The organism is Paenibacillus gansuensis (assembly GCF_042684925.1).
GTDB classification, from domain to species: Bacteria; Bacillota; Bacilli; order Paenibacillales; family DY6; genus Paenibacillus_N; species Paenibacillus_N gansuensis.
This window is the reverse complement of record NZ_JBHUME010000005.1, coordinates 445,686-463,700: the sequence shown is the minus strand read 5'-3', so window position 1 is coordinate 463,700 and position 18,015 is coordinate 445,686. Positions and strand designations below refer to the sequence as shown.

22 protein-coding genes and 1 tRNA gene are annotated in these 18,015 nt (G+C 50.0%); 1 reads left to right on the top strand and 22 read right to left on the bottom strand.

Features of this window, described 5'->3' with window-relative positions; translation table 11 throughout:
- Positions 1-15: 15 nt before the first annotated feature.
- The 21 genes from trpA to ACFSUF_RS06165 form a co-directional block, all read right to left on the bottom strand.
- Positions 16-828: a tryptophan synthase subunit alpha gene (gene trpA, locus ACFSUF_RS06265; RefSeq protein ID WP_377601210.1), complete on the bottom strand. Its 813-nt coding sequence runs from the start codon at positions 826-828 to the stop codon at positions 16-18.
- Positions 815-2,020 carry a tryptophan synthase subunit beta gene (trpB, locus tag ACFSUF_RS06260; RefSeq protein ID WP_377601208.1) on the bottom strand — a complete coding sequence of 402 codons (1,206 nt, stop codon included), beginning with the start codon at positions 2,018-2,020 and terminating at the stop codon, positions 815-817. The genes trpA and trpB overlap by 14 nt, the downstream gene beginning before the upstream one ends.
- On the bottom strand, positions 2,017-2,697 hold the full coding sequence (locus tag ACFSUF_RS06255; protein ID WP_377601206.1) for a phosphoribosylanthranilate isomerase: 681 nt from the start codon (positions 2,695-2,697) through the stop codon (positions 2,017-2,019). The genes trpB and ACFSUF_RS06255 overlap by 4 nt, the downstream gene beginning before the upstream one ends.
- Positions 2,697-3,494 (bottom strand): indole-3-glycerol phosphate synthase TrpC, encoded by a 798-nt coding sequence (trpC, locus tag ACFSUF_RS06250; protein ID WP_377601205.1) that lies wholly within the window; start codon positions 3,492-3,494, stop codon positions 2,697-2,699. The genes ACFSUF_RS06255 and trpC overlap by 1 nt, the downstream gene beginning before the upstream one ends.
- A complete protein-coding gene (gene trpD / locus ACFSUF_RS06245) occupies positions 3,484-4,533 on the bottom strand; it encodes an anthranilate phosphoribosyltransferase (RefSeq protein WP_377601756.1) in 1,050 nt (349 codons plus the stop codon). Before trpD ends, trpC begins: the two co-directional genes overlap by 11 nt.
- 36 nt (positions 4,534-4,569) lie before the next feature.
- Positions 4,570-6,114, bottom strand: a complete 1,545-nt coding sequence (gene trpE, locus ACFSUF_RS06240) for an anthranilate synthase component I (protein ID WP_377601203.1) — start codon at positions 6,112-6,114, stop codon at positions 4,570-4,572.
- A 361-nt stretch (positions 6,115-6,475) separates the two neighbouring features.
- A complete protein-coding gene (gene aroH / locus ACFSUF_RS06235) occupies positions 6,476-6,856 on the bottom strand; it encodes a chorismate mutase (RefSeq protein WP_377601201.1) in 381 nt (126 codons plus the stop codon).
- Between the two features lie 3 nt (positions 6,857-6,859).
- Positions 6,860-7,954, bottom strand: coding sequence for a 3-dehydroquinate synthase (aroB, locus tag ACFSUF_RS06230; RefSeq protein WP_377601199.1), 1,095 nt, complete (start codon positions 7,952-7,954; stop codon positions 6,860-6,862).
- 1 nt (position 7,955) lies between these two features.
- Positions 7,956-9,122: a chorismate synthase gene (aroC, locus tag ACFSUF_RS06225; protein WP_377601197.1), complete on the bottom strand. Its 1,167-nt coding sequence runs from the start codon at positions 9,120-9,122 to the stop codon at positions 7,956-7,958.
- A gap of 205 nt (positions 9,123-9,327) precedes the next feature.
- Positions 9,328-9,492: a hypothetical protein gene (locus tag ACFSUF_RS06220; protein WP_377601196.1), complete on the bottom strand. Its 165-nt coding sequence runs from the start codon at positions 9,490-9,492 to the stop codon at positions 9,328-9,330.
- A gap of 70 nt (positions 9,493-9,562) precedes the next feature.
- Positions 9,563-10,339 (bottom strand): CheR family methyltransferase, encoded by a 777-nt coding sequence (locus ACFSUF_RS06215; protein ID WP_377601194.1) that lies wholly within the window; start codon positions 10,337-10,339, stop codon positions 9,563-9,565.
- A 103-nt stretch (positions 10,340-10,442) separates the two neighbouring features.
- Positions 10,443-10,886 (bottom strand): nucleoside-diphosphate kinase, encoded by a 444-nt coding sequence (gene ndk, locus ACFSUF_RS06210; RefSeq protein WP_377601192.1) that lies wholly within the window; start codon positions 10,884-10,886, stop codon positions 10,443-10,445.
- A 98-nt stretch (positions 10,887-10,984) separates the two neighbouring features.
- Positions 10,985-11,959 (bottom strand): heptaprenyl diphosphate synthase component II, encoded by a 975-nt coding sequence (gene hepT / locus ACFSUF_RS06205; protein ID WP_377601190.1) that lies wholly within the window; start codon positions 11,957-11,959, stop codon positions 10,985-10,987.
- Positions 11,956-12,816 carry a menaquinone biosynthesis protein gene (locus ACFSUF_RS06200; protein WP_377601188.1) on the bottom strand — a complete coding sequence of 287 codons (861 nt, stop codon included), beginning with the start codon at positions 12,814-12,816 and terminating at the stop codon, positions 11,956-11,958. The genes hepT and ACFSUF_RS06200 overlap by 4 nt, the downstream gene beginning before the upstream one ends.
- Positions 12,803-13,453, bottom strand: a complete 651-nt coding sequence (locus tag ACFSUF_RS06195) for a UbiX family flavin prenyltransferase (RefSeq protein WP_377601186.1) — start codon at positions 13,451-13,453, stop codon at positions 12,803-12,805. Before ACFSUF_RS06195 ends, ACFSUF_RS06200 begins: the two co-directional genes overlap by 14 nt.
- A gap of 1 nt (position 13,454) precedes the next feature.
- Positions 13,455-14,324 (bottom strand): UbiA-like polyprenyltransferase, encoded by an 870-nt coding sequence (locus ACFSUF_RS06190; protein ID WP_377601184.1) that lies wholly within the window; start codon positions 14,322-14,324, stop codon positions 13,455-13,457.
- Positions 14,321-15,049, bottom strand: a complete 729-nt coding sequence (locus ACFSUF_RS06185; protein ID WP_377601182.1) for a demethylmenaquinone methyltransferase — start codon at positions 15,047-15,049, stop codon at positions 14,321-14,323. The genes ACFSUF_RS06190 and ACFSUF_RS06185 overlap by 4 nt, the downstream gene beginning before the upstream one ends.
- A 1-nt stretch (position 15,050) precedes the next feature.
- Positions 15,051-15,908, bottom strand: a complete 858-nt coding sequence (locus ACFSUF_RS06180) for a heptaprenyl diphosphate synthase component 1 (protein WP_377601181.1) — start codon at positions 15,906-15,908, stop codon at positions 15,051-15,053.
- A gap of 125 nt (positions 15,909-16,033) precedes the next feature.
- The gene (locus tag ACFSUF_RS06175) at positions 16,034-16,579 is read right to left on the bottom strand and encodes a hypothetical protein (protein WP_377601179.1); all 546 of its coding nucleotides are present in this window, start codon (positions 16,577-16,579) and stop codon (positions 16,034-16,036) included.
- Between the two features lie 65 nt (positions 16,580-16,644).
- On the bottom strand, positions 16,645-16,866 hold the full coding sequence (mtrB, locus tag ACFSUF_RS06170) for a trp RNA-binding attenuation protein MtrB (RefSeq protein WP_377601177.1): 222 nt from the start codon (positions 16,864-16,866) through the stop codon (positions 16,645-16,647).
- A gap of 199 nt (positions 16,867-17,065) precedes the next feature.
- Positions 17,066-17,139, bottom strand: a tRNA-Pro gene (locus ACFSUF_RS06165).
- A gap of 156 nt (positions 17,140-17,295) precedes the next feature.
- Here ACFSUF_RS06165 and ACFSUF_RS06160 point away from each other — a divergent pair.
- Entirely contained in the window at positions 17,296-17,595 is a 300-nt protein-coding gene (locus ACFSUF_RS06160; RefSeq protein WP_377601175.1) for a DUF3817 domain-containing protein, read from the top strand.
- A gap of 122 nt (positions 17,596-17,717) precedes the next feature.
- On the opposite strand, the gene ACFSUF_RS06155 is transcribed toward ACFSUF_RS06160, so the two are convergent.
- Positions 17,718-17,990 carry an HU family DNA-binding protein gene (locus ACFSUF_RS06155; protein ID WP_377601173.1) on the bottom strand — a complete coding sequence of 91 codons (273 nt, stop codon included), beginning with the start codon at positions 17,988-17,990 and terminating at the stop codon, positions 17,718-17,720.
- Between the last annotated feature and the right edge of the window lie 25 nt (positions 17,991-18,015).

Sequence of the window (18,015 nt, the reverse complement as noted above, 5' to 3'; positions counted from 1 at the left end):
CACCTTCACCATAATTTAGACTCTTAACTGCTGTACAAATTGTTTAATTTGTTGAATTGCTCCCGCCTTGGTTGTATCCACTCCGCTCGTTAACTGCGGCAGCACCTCTTCAATCTTTCTTACGATGGCACTGCCGACAATTACTCCTTCACAGCGGCCGGCGAACCTTTCCACCTGTTCCCTGGAGGAGATGCCAAAGCCCACCGCGACTGGCAGTTCTGTAGATTCCTTCACCTCTTCAATGAAACGGTCGACTCCTTCATGAAAAGCGGAACGTTCCCCCGTAACCCCCAAGGATGAAACGCAGTAAATGAATCCTGCGGCATCTTTGGCGATCTTCGATACGCGATGGCGGGAAGTAGGCGCCACTAGCGGGATCAGATGAATATTATGCTTAGCGGTATACTCAGAGATAACGTGGCTCTCTTCAACCGGCAGATCCGGGATGATCAACCCGCTGATGTCATTCTCCTTTAGAAGGGCGAATAGCGTATCGAACCCAAGCTGCAGCACCGGATTGTAATAGGTGAACAAAATAAACGGCAGTTGGACACCCTGCCTTCTGGCCTCTCCCGCCGCTTGAATGCAATCGATCACCGTAATCCGGTGTTCCAGAGCCCGTTGGGATGCACGCTGAATTACCGGGCCGTCGGCCAATGGATCGGAATACGGCACCCCGAGCTCGATCAGATCAGCTCCGGCCTCTTCCATCGCCTTAATAATATTGATCGTCGTAGGCACATCCGGGTCGCCGACCGTCAGGAAGGGAATCAAAGCGGATTTGCCCTCTTGTTTCAGTCCGGCAAAGGTCTGATCAATGCGATTCATGCTTGGCACCTCCCAGATAACCCATAATAGACTCGACGTCTTTATCCCCGCGGCCCGAAAGAGAAACGACGATGATCTCTTCCTTGCTCATCTCCGGAGCGAGCTTGATGGTTTGAGCGATGGCATGTGCGCTCTCTAAAGCAGGAATAATGCCTTCCGTACGGCTCAACAGCTGCAAGGCGTCCAATGCCTCTTTATCCGTAATCGGAACGTATGTCGCCCGCCCTATGTCCTTAAGGTAGGCATGTTCCGGACCGACACCCGGGTAATCCAACCCTGCGCTGATGGAATGTGCAGGCTGTACCTGTCCATACTCGTCCTGCAGAAGATAACTCATCGACCCTTGGAACACGCCGTGAGTCCCCTTCGTCATTGTGGCTGCATGCTCTTCCGTATCTACGCCCCGTCCTGCAGCCTCAACACCGTACAGTTTCACTGACGTATCCTGGACAAACGGATAAAATATACCCATCGCATTGCTTCCGCCCCCGACAGCGGCAACTATCGCATCCGGCAAGCGGCCTTCCGCCTCCAAAATTTGTTTACGCGACTCATCCCCGATAATCCGCTGAAAATCCCTTACCATCATAGGATATGGATGAGGGCCAACGACCGAACCGAGAATATAAAAGGTGTCATGCACGTTGCTGACCCAATTTCTCAAAGCCTCATTCCCGGCATCTTTCAAAGTCCGTGTACCCGACGTTACGGGGATTACTTCCGCACCAAGAAGGTTCATCCTGAAAACATTCAGCTGCTGGCGTCTTGTATCCTCTTCGCCCATAAACACCTTGCACTCCAGCCCCAGAAGCGCCGCTACCGTTGCAGTAGCCACACCGTGCTGCCCTGCGCCTGTTTCGGCAATAACCTTCTTTTTGCCCATGCGCTTTGCTAGTACGGCTTGGCCGATCGTGTTGTTGATTTTGTGGGCACCCGTGTGGTTCAGGTCTTCTCGCTTCAGATATATTTTGGCGCCTCCGAGTGTTTCAGACAATCTTTCCGCGTAATACAGCGAGGTAGGACGGCCGGAATATTGCTTAAGCAAATAATTGACTTCCTCTATGAATTCAGGATCCTGCATATAATGCCGGTAGGCCTCTTCCAGTTCTATAAGTGCGTTCATTAGTGTCTCCGGGACGTAGCGTCCGCCGAATTTGCCAAATCTGCCATGCTCGTCAGGCACTTGTGTCATAGCTGTTTCACCCTTTCGATAAATGCTGAAATTTTGGCCGGGTCTTTGACGCCGTCCGTTTCCACTCCGCTGGATACGTCTACGCCGTATACATCATAGCGCTGAAGCAGCTCCCCTACGTTACCGGCATGGAGCCCTCCGGCCACCAGCAGGGGAAGATGATGCTCCTCAGCCCAGCGGGTGTAGGCCGGTATGGCTTCCCAGGCGAACGTCTCGCCGGTTCCTCCCCCTTGCACGGGGTCATAAGTATCGATAAGCATCCCGTCAACGGCACCCGCATAAGCATCCAAACGCGCCACAACCGCTCCGTCCCGCTCCGTGGATTCCTTCACCGGAAATGCTTTATAAACCAATATGTTAAAATGCTCGCGAACCTCAGCGCAAAATTCAGGTGTTTCCTGTCCATGCAGCTGGATGACATCCAGCCGGGCCTCAGCTAGAACATTCCCGATGTCCTCCAGCGCAGGATTAACAAAAACACCGGCGGCAAGCGCTGCCGACTGCTGCTCCCTCATAAAGCGGATGCATTCACCCGCTTGAGCGGGCGTTACTTGGCGGCGGCTCTTCGCAAAGACAAAACCTATATAATCGATGGGTAAATGCAAGATCGATTTTAACACTTCAACGCTTTGCAGTCCACAAATTTTTGCGGCTGGCAAGACGCCTGATTTCTTCATCACTGCCCCCTCCGAACAGGTCCAAGCAAATCAATTACCGCCTGACCGACATCCTGCTGTCTCATAAAGTGCTCGCCGATGAGTAAAGCATGTGCCCCCACAGACTGTAGATATTCCACCTCTTCCGGAGTTGAGATTCCGCTCTCACTTACAATTGTGGTCCCTTCGGGGATAGATTGGATAAGCTGTTCCGTTGTTTTCAGGTCTGTGACAAAAGTGCGCAGGTTCCGGTTGTTGATCCCGATGAGATCCGCCCCAATCGTTAATACCCTCTCTAATTCCTCCTGATCGTGCACTTCGACTAGAACATCCATGCCCAGCCCTTTTGCGATAAGAGAATAGGCTTTCAGCTGATTATCGGTCAGAATGGCGGCAATCAGCAAAATGGCGTCCGCTCCGATCAGCCGGGCTTCAAATACTTGCGTATGGTCAATGATGAAATCTTTGCGCAGCAGAGGAACATTCACATGCAGACGCACATCTGTTAAAAAATCGTTATGTCCTTGAAAATACTGCGTATCCGTAAGAACGGAAAGGCAGTCGGCACCTGCGGCTTCATAAGCAAGCGCTAGTTCCACCTGCCCGAATTCATCGCGTATCAGCCCTTTGGACGGAGACGCCTTCTTGATTTCAGCAATCAGGCCCATGGGACGCTTGCGCCCTTCCTTTAAAGCTTTGTGAAAGCCAAGGCATGGCGGCAGTTCAGAAATGACTTTCTCGACCTTTGCCTGGTTAAAGTGTTCCGACAATGCTGCTACTTCCTGTTGTTTCGTAGCTACGATGCGATCAAGATACATGGCTTAGTTCTCCTGTGTATTGGATTAGTTGGTTTAACTTGTTATAGGCGGCCCCGTTGTCAATCGCACCCGCTGCAAGCTCTACCCCTTCCCTCAGGGACGTACAGCCTTCTGAGAGATAGATGCATGCGCCTGCATTAGCCAGCACGATATCACGGTATGCGCCGCGTTCTCCCAAGAACACGCGCTTAATAATATCCGCATTTACTTCAGGCGTTCCGCCGGAGATTTCATTTATATTGTAAGCTTTTAAGCCCAGAATGTCAGGTGTGATGTCATACGTACGGATTTCCCCGTCTTTCAGTTCGGAAATTCGGGTAGGAGCCGACAGGCTGATTTCATCCAAACCGTCATGACTCCCTACGACCATAGCCCGCTTTAATTCCAGCTGCTGCAGCACACGGGCAACCGTTTCTGTTTTGGTGAGGTCAAAAATACCCATCAGCTGGCGGTCCGCACCTGCAGGATTCGTCAATGGTCCTAGCAGGTTGAAAACGGTCCGGAAGCCGATTTCTTTCCGCGGACCGGCGGCATGCTTCATCGAGGGATGGTACAGCTGCGCAAACAGGAAGCAGAGGCCAACTTCATCCAGACAGGCAGAAGCCTGCTCACTGTTGATCGAAATATTTACCCCAAGCGCTTCCAGCACGTCCGCACTGCCTGTTCGGCCCGACATCGCCCGGTTTCCGTGCTTTGCCACACGGACACCTTGGGAAGCCGCAATAATTGCTGAAGCTGTTGAGATGTTAAATTTATGCAAGCCTGAACCGCCAGTTCCGCAAGTATCAAGCAGCCCATCCTGCATGGTGTGAACCCGGTTCGACTTGGCGCGCATCGCCGCCGCAAAACCTGTAATCTCATCGATGCTCTCGCCTTTCATGCGAAGCGCTGTAAGCAGACTGCCTATTTGGGCGGATGTCGCTTTGCCCTCCATGACTTCCGTCATCACCGAAGTCGCCTCCGGCCGTGTTAAGTGTTCCCCGGATATGACTTTGGCAATTGCCTGTTGGACGTTAACATCAGCGGTTTCCTGCAGCATATTTAGTTCCACCCTCTATTCCTCCCTTAACATGGATTATACGTTTATATAATAGTCCTGATTTGTCGTCGTCGAAGGCTGCTGAGGCTCGAACACCGCTTCCGCCATCCGTATGGCCTTCAGCAATGCTTTGGCCTTGTTCTGCGTTTCTTCATACTCGCTCTGCGGCACAGAATCCCATACAATTCCGGCCCCTGCCTGGACATACGCTTTCCCATGTTTAAAGATAATGGTGCGGATGGTAATACAAGTGTTCATATTACCCGAAAACCCCAGGTATCCGATCGCTCCTGCATAAGCTCCTCTGGCTTCGTTCTCCAGTTCGGCGATAATCTCCATCGCCCTGAGCTTCGGTGCGCCGGAAACGGTCCCTGCAGGCAGGCAGGAGAGAAAAGCATCGAAAAAATCTTTATCCTCCCGCAGCTTGCCTGAGACATTAGAGACGATGTGCATCACGTGAGAGTATCGCTCAATCTCCATGTAGGCATCGCATTTTACCGTTCCGAATTCCGAGACACGGCCGATATCGTTCCGCCCAAGGTCAACAAGCATCAAATGTTCCGCACGTTCTTTCTCATCGGCCAGAAGCTCCAGCTCCAATCTTGCATCCTCCTCAGGGGTGCCGCCTCTTGGGCGCGTACCGGCAATCGGCCTCGTTTCCACCCGGTCGCCGTCCACCTTCACAAGTGCTTCGGGCGAAGTCCCGACAATGATCTCTTCTCCCATTTTTAAATAGTACATATACGGGGAAGGGTTCATTGTCCGTAATATCCGGTAGACCATGAGAGGGGAGACATCCGTTTCAATGTTAAACCGCTGCGACAACACAACTTGAAAAATATCGCCGGCCCGAATATATTCTTTCGCCTGATCCACGTTGGCAATAAATTGCTCTTTAGTGACGTTGGAATGGATTTCACCTAGCTCCACATCATCAGGAATCGGCCGTTGGCTCCCGCTCAGATTCGGCAGAGGGGTGCGCATCCGGTTGACGGTAGCTTCAATCTTGGAACAGGTCAGCTCGTAAGCTGCCGCGATCTCCCGATCGGTTGCATGCTCAGGCACATGGACATTAGCAATGACTTTCAACTGTTGCTTCACGTGATCGAATACAATAATCTGATCGCAGAACATAAATTGAATGTCGTTCATAAGAAGATCGTCAACCCGGTGAGCGGGCAGTTTCTCATAATATTGAAGCAGATCGTATCCGAAGAATCCGATGGCTCCTCCTGTAAAGGGCGGCAGTTCGGGTAAGGCAGGACTCTTATAAGAGCGTAAGTACGCCTTCAAAAGCTCAATCGGTTTCTCATCCGCCGTTTCCGTCACACCGCCTCTTGTGATGTCCATGCTCCCGTTCTTTCCCTGAATGAGCAAAAACGGATCGGTTCCGATAAAAGAATACCGCGCCCACTGTACCCCGCCCTCTACACTCTCCAGCAAGAAGGCATTCGGCTCCTCGTAAAAGTGTTGGAATATACGGATCGGCGTTTCCGTATCCGCCATAAAATGGCGTACAACAGGAATTAGATTGTAATGGCGGGATAAATTCAAAACTTCTTTCAATTCAGGGGTATACATGGACAGCACCTCTTTAACCTCAGGATAGGAACATCAACTATTCTAAAAACAAAAAAACCTCTACGCCGGTAGAGGTTTGGTTAGAAATGGTTATGAGCATATGTAAGGTGTAGACGAAAGAAACATCGCAATGACATGTTCCCTGGGAACATAACTCAAAGGAAGGGTCTCTGCTCTACTCTGCTCAAAAACTCAATCTCATCTCAACTCTGCTCGGCTCTGCTGCCTTCTACTCTGGCCGCCAGCTGCATCTACTGAAGCTCGGCGTGCATTGCAATACGTAACTACATATTTCATCTAACACTACTATACATGATGCCTAAAGCTGCGGTCAACCCGAAGTTCGATCCTCTAGAGCAATCTACTTAGCGGCGGAGCTTCCGGATAAATCGGGCCGCAGCACCTGTGCTCCTCTCAGATACACATGAACCATCTCCCGCTGCTGTTTTTCTGTGTTGACTGTAACCATTAGCCGGATACACTTAGGTAAACTTCCTTGTACTGGAATCTCCCCTGAACACATAAGAGGAACCAAATCCCAGCCGTCCATCTGGCGGATCGCTCTGGCAGGGAAGGTTGCGTCTAAATCCGTAGTCATGGTTACGAATACGCTGCAGATGTCTTCAGGACTCACAGCGTTCTGGCTGACGATTTCCTTGAGCAGTTCCGTCGTAGCTTCTAAAATTTCCCGTTCTTCATTGTTCGATACCGTTACAGCACCGCGAATGCCTCTTACGTACATAGCCTACCCCTCCTCTTTCAATTCCTCCACAATCTCTCGCACTAATGCGGTAGAAACATTCTTATTGATTTCCACCGTTCCGATCGCTGTGGGTATAATAAACACCATGGTGCCTTCTACAAACTTCTTGTCGTGCATCATCGCGCCAAGGATGGCTTCCGTATCCAGGTGAGACGGGATTGATGTCGGCAAACCATATTTCATGAAAATCCGCTTCGTCACCGCATGAATTTCTTCCGGGTGCCCAAGTTTGGCTGCAAGACGAGCCGAGCCGACCATACCGATGGCTATAGCCTCACCATGCAGCAGCTCCCCATAACCGGCTACAGCTTCCAGAGCGTGGCCGATCGTATGCCCCAAGTTGAGAATGGCTCGAAGCCCGTTCTCCCGTTCATCCTGTGAGACGACGATCGACTTCACCCTGCAGCCTTCATATAAAGCATATTCAAGTGATTCCGGGTCCAGCGAAAGGAGCTTCTCGGCATGGATTTCACACCAATCCACAAACTCCGCATTCCAAATAAGCCCGTGCTTGATCACTTCGGATAACCCTGCACGCACTTCCCTTTCAGGCAAGGTCTTTAATGTCGCTGTATCGTACAGGACAAATTCCGGCTGGTGAAAAGCGCCGATAATGTTCTTCGCGAGCGGATGGTTCACTGCTACCTTGCCGCCGACGCTGCTGTCATGAGCCAATATCGTAGTCGGAATCTGCACAAACTTAATTCCGCGCATATAAGTAGCTGCAACAAAACCCGCTAAATCGCCTACCACACCGCCGCCCAAGGCAACTACGGCAGAATGGCGGTCCAGCCCTGCTTCCAGAGCCGCCGTGACCGCATCTTCCAGCACAGATAGAGACTTGGAGCGTTCGCCCGCCTTCACGATAAACGAGCCGGTGCGGTACCCGGACTTCGCCAGTGCATCCTCAACTTTACGAAGGTAAAGTTCTCCGGCAGTTTCATCCGTAACGAGAAGAACGGGGGATTTGGTACCGATTCCGTGTTTCAGAAACATTACGCCGGTTTCCTGCAGCAACCCCTCTCCGATGTAAATCGGATAAGAGCGTTCCCCCAGATCGACCTTAAGTTCCCTCATATTAATAGTTCTCCAGCTGACTCAAGTAATTGTTCAGGTTAGCCCTGATCTCTTCAATGGAGTCCCCGCCGAACTTCTCCAGAAATGCACGGGCAACTTCCCAAGCCACCACGTTCTCCAGGACGACACTGGCCGCGGGAACTGCACAGCTGTCGGAACGCTCAACTTGCGCGGTAAACGGTTCTCTTGTATCGATATCCACACTTTGCAGAGGTTTATATAACGTAGGGATCGGCTTCATCACCCCGCGGACGACGATCGGCTCGCCGGTTGTCATTCCGCCCTCGAATCCGCCGGCACGGTTCGATGCCCGGTGATATCCGCGGTCATCGCTGTACACAATTTCGTCGTGCACTTGGGATCCCCGAAGTTCGGCTGCTTCAAAGCCGATTCCGATTTCGCATCCTTTAAATGCGTTGATCGATACAACTGCACCGGCAATTCGGGAATCCAGCTTGCGGTCCCATTGGACGTGGCTGCCTAAACCGACCGGTACGCCTTCAATAATGCATTCCACAACCCCGCCGATGGAATCGCCTTCGGCTTTCACCTGGTCGATATGGGCGATCATCTTCTCTTCGGCTTCCTTATCGGCGACTCTGACTGGAGACGCCTCTGTAACTGCAATCAGCTCATCAATCGGAAGCTCTATACGCTTGGCTTCCACTTCTCCGATTCGAAGCACCTGGCCCGCCACTTTGATGCCGAATTCAGCAAGCAGCTGGCGCGCCAGAGCTCCGCATGCTACGCGCGCTGCTGTTTCACGCGCACTGGAACGCTCCAGAACATTTCGCAAATCTTTCAAATTATACTTTAAACCGCCGTTCAAGTCGGCATGACCTGGACGCGGACGGTGAACTCTGCGCTTTTCTTCATCCGATCCTTCAATCGGAGCTATATTCATTACGCTTGTCCAGTGCTTCCAATCGTTATTGGCTACGATTAATGCTACTGGAGCGCCGGTTGTGCGTCCATGGCGGACTCCTCCAACGATGTCAGCCGTGTCTTTCTCAATCTGCATACGGCGGCCGCGTCCATACCCAAGCTGTCTGCGGTGAAGCTGAAAATTCAGCTCCTCAAAATCCACTTTCATATTGCTCGGCAGTCCCTCTACAATCGCGGTCAATTGCGGGCCGTGCGTTTCCCCTGCTGTTAAATATCGTAACATCCGTCTCGTCCCTCCGATAAAATCCGTACTATACGTCATTTCACTCTATATTTGTGCTAATTATAGTATAGTTATGAACGGTTTGACAAGGAATAAAATTTACCGCTTTAAAGCATAACCGCCTAACTGTACGAAATAATCCACCAATAAAAAAAGCATACGCTGCGAAACAGCCGCTGCTGCTTCTTTCGTATGCCTGCCTGTATTAACTGTTTACCGGCTGCTTCCCTGTTCTGCTATCATGCCCTACCGGCTGCGTATCTTCAATCAAACCACGGATCTGCACCGAGTCCAGCCCCAAAATCTGAGCGCATTCCTGCATGGTGATGAACCCGCGCCTGTATGCTGTAATCACTTTGCGTTTATCCACCCTGCCAACCTCCACTATAGACTGTCGTGTTGTTAGTATGGGTAAGGCTGGAAAAGGTTATACCGCGATACTATATTTTTCTGTAGAAAAAGGTTTCCGCCGACTCCAGTCCGTACTGCCCCGGTGTGAAAATCTGCTCCGTGCTGCCAACAAACAGAATTCCTCCCCGTTTCAGCGACTTGGCAAATTTGTGGTAAAGCACATGCTTCGCTTCTTCCGTAAAGTAAATCATCACGTTCCGGCATATGATCAGATCATATTCTTGGTCAAACGTGTCCGTCAGCAGATTTTGTTTCTTGAAATTGACTGCTTTCGTCAAGCGCTCGTCAATTCGATACATGGAACCGTCCTGCCGAACATATTTGGAAGTGTATAATGACGGAACATCTCTTAACGATCTTTCCAGGTACAAAGCTTGTTTAGCTTTCTCCAACGCGCCGTCATCGATGTCTGTAGCGTCCAGACGAGAATTTTGCAGAACGCCTTTCTCTGCTAAGATCATCGCAAGCGAATAAGGCTCTTCCCCGGTGGAACAAGCCGCGCTCCAGCACTTCAGCCTAGGGTTCCGGGCAATCATATCTTTCAGGAACGTATCCGATAAAATCTGCCACCGATTCGGGTTTCTCCAAAATTCCGATACATTGATCGTCATCCTGTCGAGAAACTCATGCATCACTTTCTTGTCTTTCATCATCGCTTCATAAAATGAAGCGAAACTCGGATGCCCATGCTTGGTTCGAAGCGTAGTCAGCCTTCGTTTCATCTGCGCTTCTTTATATTGCGACAAATCGATGTTCGTACTTTCCTTCACTTTAGCTATAAAATATAGAAAATCCTTGTCTTCCAAGCTGCCAACTCCCTCAACAAAAATACCTCTGACTATATTCCATAGCCAGAGGCAGATTCCTGCTGAATGTTGTCGAATTACAAGAAAATAAAAATAAGTTCTATCAGATCCACTGAGAGATCGGTTTAGTATAAGTTATAAGTTCTTGCTCGCTGAAGAAGTTCGAAATTTCGCGCTGCGCGCTCTCCGGCGAATCGGAACCATGAATAATGTTCAAGTTCGTATGTACTGCATAGTCGCCTCTTATCGTGCCCGGAAGGGCGTCCAAAGAGTTCGTCTTGCCGATCATCGTACGGGAAAGCGCAATAACTTGATCCCCTTCCCAGACCATACCGAATACCGGACCGGAAATAATGAAATCCACCAAACCTGGAAAGAAAGGCTTGCCTTGATGTTCGGCGTAATGCAGCTCCGCTTTCTCTCTTGAGATTTGCATCAGCTTCGCGCCTACCAGTTGAAAACCCTTTTGCTCGAAACGTTTAACCACTTCACCGATTAATCCACGCTGCACGCCGTCCGGTTTAACCATTAAGAACGTTCTTTCCATTGCAAGTCCTCCATTTAGCACTTAAATGTATGTTAGGGTCGCGGCCTGAACTGAAGATAAAAATAAGGCCCGACAATTAACATAACATACCTGCAAGGTTAATGTAAACGTTTTCCGATAAAATGTGCGATGTCTTTGAAGTTTTTTCTGGTTTTGTTATCAGGGAGAATATCGAGGGCTGCGATCGCTTTTTCAATGTACTTGGCTGCCATTGCATCCGCCCTGTCGACGCCCTTGCTTCCGCGGATCAGTTGTATCACCCTGTACGTGTCCGCCTGCCCGTCCGCATCTCGGATCGTACTGATTTCATGCAGCAGTTCCTCCCGTATGGAGCTTTCCTGCAGGGCAAACAGTACGGGAAGCGTAATATTCCCTTGCCTCATATCGCTGCCGGGCGGCTTACCCAGCTGCTTTTCAGTACCAAGTAAATCCAGAATATCGTCGCGGATTTGAAAAGCCATGCCTACATTGTATCCAAAATTGTACATCCGCCTTGCCAATTCTGGCTTCGCCTCGGACGCCACAGCGCCAAGCTGGCAGGAAATTGCGATAAGAAGAGCCGTCTTCCTGCGGATACGAAGAAGGTAGTTACGAACTGTCTGCTCCGTATTGAAGAAGTCGCGGATTTGTTCCATTTCGCCGATACACATTTCAAGCATAGCCTTGGACAAAATCCGGTGGATCACAGGATTCTCCAACTGGGTGACGATCGTCAGCGCCTTGGCGTAAATGTAATCGCCCGTGTACATCGCGACCCGGTTGTCCCACTTGGATTTCACTGTAAGCTGACCCCTGCGGGTATTCGCATTATCAATGACGTCATCGTGAACCAGAGATGCCATGTGGATCAGCTCCAGAGGCACGGCAACCCTCTTCAGACGCTCCAGATCATAAGTGCCCAGTTCACCTGCCAGGAGAACGAATACCGGCCGTATCCTCTTGCCTCCGGCTTTCAATAAATGCAGGGAAGCTTCGTTGAGTACGGCATGTTCCGTATCAATACTCCGTTCCAATTCCTTCTCGATGTAGCTGATATCGCCCCGCAACCGGGCATAAATGTCCATTAATTTCATGAGTTCACCTGTACCACTGTATTATCCGTCCAAATCCGCAAGTGCACGTCCTGATTCATCAGTCCGAGTTCCTTCGCATACCGGAAATATAATTGTAAACCATTCCATTGGGATTGTCCAAAGTCATACTGCAATCCGGTAAAATAACTGCGCCAGTAAGAAGCCGTTCCGCCGATTCGTTTCATTGCTTCCTCTATAACAGGGGACAAGTCCTTCATGCTGCGCTCTTTGCTTCTCTGAAACGCTTCGTTCACACCGCGGACCAACTCCGGATAACGGCTTGTTACCGCTTCTCTAACCGCCCAAACCGCGAACGTCATCCCTTCGCCGGTAAAGTCGCGCCAAGCCTGACCCAAATCCATCACTTCGTATGGCAGTTCCGCCCAGCTTGCACGGATCGCATCGTCTCCGATTAACAGTGCGGCATCATTTTCTTTCAGCATCTGCTCCAAATCCGGTGCTGCGGAAACATAACTTGGCGATCCGCCGAGAAATTTCTGCATGACAATTTTCAGCAGATTTACGGAAGTTGCGGACGCAGTCGTAAGCGCAATTTTACCGTTACGAATTTCCTCAAGAGGTTTCTTCATAAACAGCAAGATCGAGCCCACCGCGCCGAAACTGCTTACGGATAAGTCCGGCAGCAGCACATAGCTGCTGCTGCCTTCCCCGTAAGCATAAGAGGAGACGGCGCTCATATCAAGCCGTCCCTCTGACAGGGACCTGTTCAGTTCGGAAGGGACTTTCGAAATGAGTTCTACCTGCTGATTTCTGATTTCATCGGCAAAATGATAGAAGACCGGCCACGCATTGGTGTACTCAATGCGCCCGATCCTAAGGTAATTAGTATGTGTCATCTTTGGCTGCTCCCCATCTAGTAAACAGGTCATGCTGGACATCCATCAGATCCAGCACTTTTCCCGCTATAAAATCCACCATATCCTCAATGCTCTGCGGACCATGATAGAATGCAGGCATGGCAGGAACAATTTTGGCCCCAAGCTGTGTTAGCTTCAGCATGTTTTCCAGGTGAACCGCATGAAGCGGCGTCTCCCTCGGAACGACAATCAGCTTACGCCCCTCTTTCAGCATCACATCCGCGGCCCGTTCCAGCAAATTGTCCGACAGCCCGTGCGCAACGGCAGCCAGCGTTCCCATGGAACAAGGGATAATCACCATACCTTCGTTGCGGAAAGAACCGCTCGCTATGCCTGCACCGATATCGGCAGGCGGATGAAAGTCGATGCGCCCAGGCAGCCCGCTGAAATGCCTTTCCAACATCGCCTGCCGTTTGGTCGGATCCCAGCCGTGCTCCTCTTTCAGAACTCGCCAGCCCGCTTCCGTAATGACAAGATGAACATGATATCCCTGGGAAAGCAAATAACGCACAAGCCTCAGCCCATAGGGCGCTCCGCTGGCACCTGACATGCCCACGATCCACCTTTTGCCTGACCCGGGAAGTGCCGTTATATCGTTTACGTTTGGATAATTCATGCTAGGAGAACACCACCAAATCAAGCAGCGTAAACACAAACATTACAATGCTTAGTGCCCCGTTCAATGTAAAGAAGGCTGTGTTCAACCTGGATAAGTTGGTCGGGGTTACGATTTTGTGTTCATAGAACAATAAGCCGATGGCGACAATGGCCCCGGTTAAATACAGCCAGCTCAGTCCAGTGATAATCCCCAGTGCAAGCAGGCCGGCTGCAGGAACGAGATGCATAAAACGTGCGATTATCAATGCGTTTGCAATGCCGAAACGGCTTGGGATGGAAAACAACTTCTCTTCCCGGTCAAACTCTTCGTCCTGGCACGCATAAATCACATCAAAGCCTGCAATCCAGAAGGCGACAGAGAAATAGAACAACAGGGATGTCCAATTGACCGTCCCCGTAACGGCTACCCACCCCCCCAACGGAGCGAGCGCGATTGTGAAACCCAGCACCACATGGCATAACCAGGTGAAACGCTTTGTATAAGAATAAATAACAAGCATAAATACAGCGATCGGCAAAAGCTTTACCGAGAGCGGATTTAACTGGGATGCGCCGAGAAATAACAGAAAAAATGAGATGACAACAAACAGAATGACTTCTTTAGAACCCAGCAAGCCTGCAGGTATTGCACGCATCGCCGTTCTTGGGTTCTTCTTGTCGATCGTCTTGTCAATCAGCCTGTTCAACCCCATGGCTGCGCTTCTGGCACCGAACATCGCGACGATAATCCATCCGATCTGCGCCCAGGAAGGCAGATGCCCGTTAACAGACACGGAGCCGAGCAATGCCCCCATAAAAGCAAAGGGAAGGGCAAACACCGTATGTTCAAACTTGATCATTTCCAAAAAAATTCTTGCTTTGCGGATCATGAATGCGCGCTTCCCTTCGTACCGATATGCAGTGCTGCTATGCCAAGTGTAAGGGGATACGCTTCCACATGCTGTAAACCGGTTTCTTCAAAATGTTTCTTCAGCTGCACGTGGTCCGGAAATGCGGCCAAGGAATCCGGCAGCCATTTATATTGTTCGTAACGCTTAACTACAAGCTTGCCAACCATGGGAAGCACTCTCTGGAAATAAAAATAATAAATGCTCTTGAACGGATTTTTGGTAGGTTTGGACAATTCCAGACAAACAACCTTCCCGCCTGGTTTGACTACCCTCTGCATCTCGCGGAGCACCTTCATTAAGTCCGGTACGTTCCTCAAGCCAAACCCGATCGTGGCGTAATCAAAGCTGTTATCCGGGAACGGAAGTTCCATCGCATTGCCCTGGACGAGACGGATTTGCTCAGCTCTGCCGGCTTCCCGTATTTTATGCTCCCCGACGTTCAGCATGTTCTGGCTGAAATCCAGTCCCACCATAGGGCCGCTGCCGCTCTCCTCCGCCATGGCGATCGTCCAGTCGCATGTTCCGCAGCACAGATCAATGGCCGTATCTCCTGGTTTCATGTTCATTCTGCGCATGGTGAATTTTCTCCACGCCTTGTGCCTGCGGAAACTTAACAGATCATTCATCATATCGTACTTCGGCGCGATCGACTCAAATACCGAATGGACAAACTGTTCCTTCTGGTTGCTTTTCAAGTTGCTCACCTCAAATTTCCTCCAATACCGGAGAGGATACATAACGCTTAAACGGCTCTCCCAATTGCCCAAGCTCCTGCCGGAGCTTGTCAGAATCAAATTGCGCTATAAGTGCCCCCGCCTGCTGCAATTGGGACTGGAGCAGCTCCAGCAGGGCATTCTTTACGTTGTATTTCTTCAGCACGGCAAGCCAGCCGGCCCTGTCCAACCCGTCTTTCAACTGCTGTTTCTCTTCTTTGGTTGCCCGCTCCCATACATGCCAGTATGCCCAGTTCCGGCGTGCAGGGTCCTGCAGCTCACTGGACTCCATTTCCTGCACGAGCACTTCGCATCTGGTGAATGCCTGTAAAAGTTCAGGCCATCTTAAGGCGGATACGCCGTTCATCTTTTTGGCAAAAGAGAGAAAAAGCTGGGTTTTAATTCCCACCGTGTGCTGCAAATATTCATCTGCGGTCATCTTCCACTGCTTCATTCTCAAGTACAGCTGCATCTTCATGCGATTAATTTCACAAATAGCCGCCGATAAAGACGTTACAGCCTCAATATGTCCGGCTTTGGATAACAAATGATAAAACCCGCTGCTGAAATAATCTCCGGCCAAAACCTTCAGCTGCCTTGAACGATCACCTTCCTGAGGGCTCCCCTGATCGGTATCAATCTGGTCGTGTGTATCCAGCCCCAGTTGCACCAGCATCACCGCAAGCGAATATACTTCGCTGTTTTCGGGATCTTTGGCGGCATCCCCGGAGAGAAATGTGTGAAGCAGCTTGATGCGAAAATCCGGCGTCTCAGGCAAATCTGTATGTTGAACAATCATATCGTGTTCAGTAAATTTTTTGGCTAAATCGGGAATCCGGTACGTATTCATAAGAAGCCTCCGAGCAATCTAAGGAAATAACAACATATCTGAACAATTATAGCATACTAAAAACAATCAAGCACACCCCCGGCTCCGAAAATTCGGTTGCCTGAGCTGTGCGGGAGTGAATGGTACTATTTCGGTATGATATCAAACCACAGATCTGTCAAATTCATGTGAAATTTCGACCTGACCGTAGCATCCGGCGTCTGATCCTGCAGCTTGAGACTAAGGATATCCTCCGCTGTAATCTCGCTTCGCTTGGCTTCCATAGAGAGTAAAAGTTCCTTCTGCCTTCTGCCGTCTGCACTTTCCGGATTGTAAACACGAAGCATCACTTCTTTTACATTCTCTGTACCCAGTAAGCCGAACTCTGCTATTTCATACAAATCCCCGAAAATAACAGACTGTGTTTCGCCGGCCGGTTCTGAAATTTTCAAGTCGATATACAGAACGGAATGACCCCAATCCACTTTGTCCAGACTGGTTCGCAGAGGCAGCTGTGCGACAAAATCAACCAGGTTCTCATCTCCGAGCATCACGGGTTTCTCCATACGGAATGTAGTCATCACCCGTTCTTTTAATGACTTGGTCAATGCCAGCCCGGGCACAAAGGACAGCGTCCAGGCGACCCCAAGAGAAATCAATGTGATAAAGAAGATCCGAGCCGCAATGCGCATACAGACAACTCCCCCCTTACCACATTGTACAACTAAAAAATGCAGGCTATGCCTGCATCCGCAAATTATTCTTCTGTGTCTACAATCCCGTACTTAGTCATAATGACCGCCTTGCCGCGGATCTTCACTGCTGACGTATGATCTGTAAACTGGGCGATCAGCACTTCCCCTTTGTCCAGCTTTTCCGTATGATGAAAACGGGTATCCTGTCCCCGTGTCAGACCGATTACATGCACGCCGTTGTCCTTGGCTTTTACTACAAAGTAGTCATTGTTTGTATTATCCATCAGCCCAAGCCTCCTATGGTTCTTTCGTTTTATGATGCTTCAAAACAAATGCAATGTCAACTTGCAGCTGAAACGGAACAAACTGAGAAACTGGGAAATTCCATCACGCAATTCTGATAACGACAATGTCTCGCAAACGTGCAAAAACGTCCCCAGACGATTCTTGACGAATCAGGAGACGTTATACCTACAACTGATATCGGAGTAACACGATTCGAACGTGCGACCTCACCCACCCCAAGGGTGCGCGCTACCAGGCTGCGCCATACCCCGCTCTTACAAACGATTGTAAAAGATGGCCTAATTTTTGTCAATCCTATGTCTGCCTTCGTGACTTTTTTCTGAATTTTGAGCGGAACCCGTCATGTGGCATCAAATTTCGGATTATACTTGTACATATCACTGGATGAAGGAAAGGAGGAAACAAACATGTCACATTCGTTATCACTGCGCGCTTTTCGTTATATTGGCATTTTCGAGGGAATCTCTTTTCTCGTCCTGCTCGGTATCGCTATGCCTCTGAAGTATATGGCTGACTGGCCGGAAGCGGTAACCGTCGTAGGGGGCCTGCACGGCTTTCTGTTCGTTCTTTATATGATTGCTTTGGCAGTTGTTACTTTACAGCTCCGCTGGAAAATTACGACGGTGCTCGGCGCTTTTGCAGCGGCTTTTCTGCCATTCGGAACTTTTATCATGGACGGCCGCATCCGCAGGAAATACAGATCTTAACGTAAAGAGACCGCCTTCTGTTCGCAGAGGGCGGTTTATTCATGATGATCCTGAAATGGCAAACAAAAAACCGCTTGCGCGGTTTCTTGCCCGGAACTTCCATGTATGATATGTACAATGGTTTAGTTAATACCGTCTTTAAGCGCTTTACCTGGTTTGAAAGCAGGTACTTTGCTTGCCGGGATTTCGATTTCTTCACCTGTTTGCGGATTGCGTCCCTTACGAGCGGAACGTTCACGAACTTCAAAGTTTCCGAATCCGACCAGCTGCACTTTATCCCCGCCGGAAAGAGCTTCGGAGATTGCCTCGAACACAGCGTCTACCGCTTTAGTTACATCCTTTTTGGACAGCTCGGTAGTTTCTGCAACTTTCGTAATCAATTCAGATTTATTCATGCCATTCACCTCCCCCCAAAGACTG

What these genes read in the sequence shown, in the direction of transcription:
- ACFSUF_RS06160 (WP_377601175.1), top strand. Translation starts at nt 17,296, where the DNA reads ATGTCACATTCGTTATCACTGCGCGCTTTTCGTTATATTGGCATTTTC.
- ndk (WP_377601192.1), bottom strand. Translation starts at nt 10,886, where the DNA reads ATGGAAAGAACGTTCTTAATGGTTAAACCGGACGGCGTGCAGCGTGGA.
- aroB (WP_377601199.1), bottom strand. Translation starts at nt 7,954, where the DNA reads ATGAGGGAACTTAAGGTCGATCTGGGGGAACGCTCTTATCCGATTTAC.
- ACFSUF_RS06155 (WP_377601173.1), bottom strand. Translation starts at nt 17,990, where the DNA reads ATGAATAAATCTGAATTGATTACGAAAGTTGCAGAAACTACCGAGCTG.
- ACFSUF_RS06200 (WP_377601188.1), bottom strand. Translation starts at nt 12,816, where the DNA reads ATGACACATACTAATTACCTTAGGATCGGGCGCATTGAGTACACCAAT.
- trpA (WP_377601210.1), bottom strand. Translation starts at nt 828, where the DNA reads ATGAATCGCATTGATCAGACCTTTGCCGGACTGAAACAAGAGGGCAAA.
- ACFSUF_RS06255 (WP_377601206.1), bottom strand. Translation starts at nt 2,697, where the DNA reads ATGAAGAAATCAGGCGTCTTGCCAGCCGCAAAAATTTGTGGACTGCAA.
- ACFSUF_RS06195 (WP_377601186.1), bottom strand. Translation starts at nt 13,453, where the DNA reads ATGAATTATCCAAACGTAAACGATATAACGGCACTTCCCGGGTCAGGC.
- hepT (WP_377601190.1), bottom strand. Translation starts at nt 11,959, where the DNA reads ATGAAATTAATGGACATTTATGCCCGGTTGCGGGGCGATATCAGCTAC.
- trpD (WP_377601756.1), bottom strand. Translation starts at nt 4,533, where the DNA reads ATGCTGCAGGAAACCGCTGATGTTAACGTCCAACAGGCAATTGCCAAA.
- aroC (WP_377601197.1), bottom strand. Translation starts at nt 9,122, where the DNA reads ATGTTACGATATTTAACAGCAGGGGAAACGCACGGCCCGCAATTGACC.
- aroH (WP_377601201.1), bottom strand. Translation starts at nt 6,856, where the DNA reads ATGTACGTAAGAGGCATTCGCGGTGCTGTAACGGTATCGAACAATGAA.
- ACFSUF_RS06180 (WP_377601181.1), bottom strand. Translation starts at nt 15,908, where the DNA reads ATGAATACGTACCGGATTCCCGATTTAGCCAAAAAATTTACTGAACAC.
- ACFSUF_RS06190 (WP_377601184.1), bottom strand. Translation starts at nt 14,324, where the DNA reads ATGATCCGCAAAGCAAGAATTTTTTTGGAAATGATCAAGTTTGAACAT.
- trpB (WP_377601208.1), bottom strand. Translation starts at nt 2,020, where the DNA reads ATGACACAAGTGCCTGACGAGCATGGCAGATTTGGCAAATTCGGCGGA.
- trpC (WP_377601205.1), bottom strand. Translation starts at nt 3,494, where the DNA reads ATGTATCTTGATCGCATCGTAGCTACGAAACAACAGGAAGTAGCAGCA.
- ACFSUF_RS06175 (WP_377601179.1), bottom strand. Translation starts at nt 16,579, where the DNA reads ATGCGCATTGCGGCTCGGATCTTCTTTATCACATTGATTTCTCTTGGG.
- mtrB (WP_377601177.1), bottom strand. Translation starts at nt 16,866, where the DNA reads ATGGATAATACAAACAATGACTACTTTGTAGTAAAAGCCAAGGACAAC.
- trpE (WP_377601203.1), bottom strand. Translation starts at nt 6,114, where the DNA reads ATGTATACCCCTGAATTGAAAGAAGTTTTGAATTTATCCCGCCATTAC.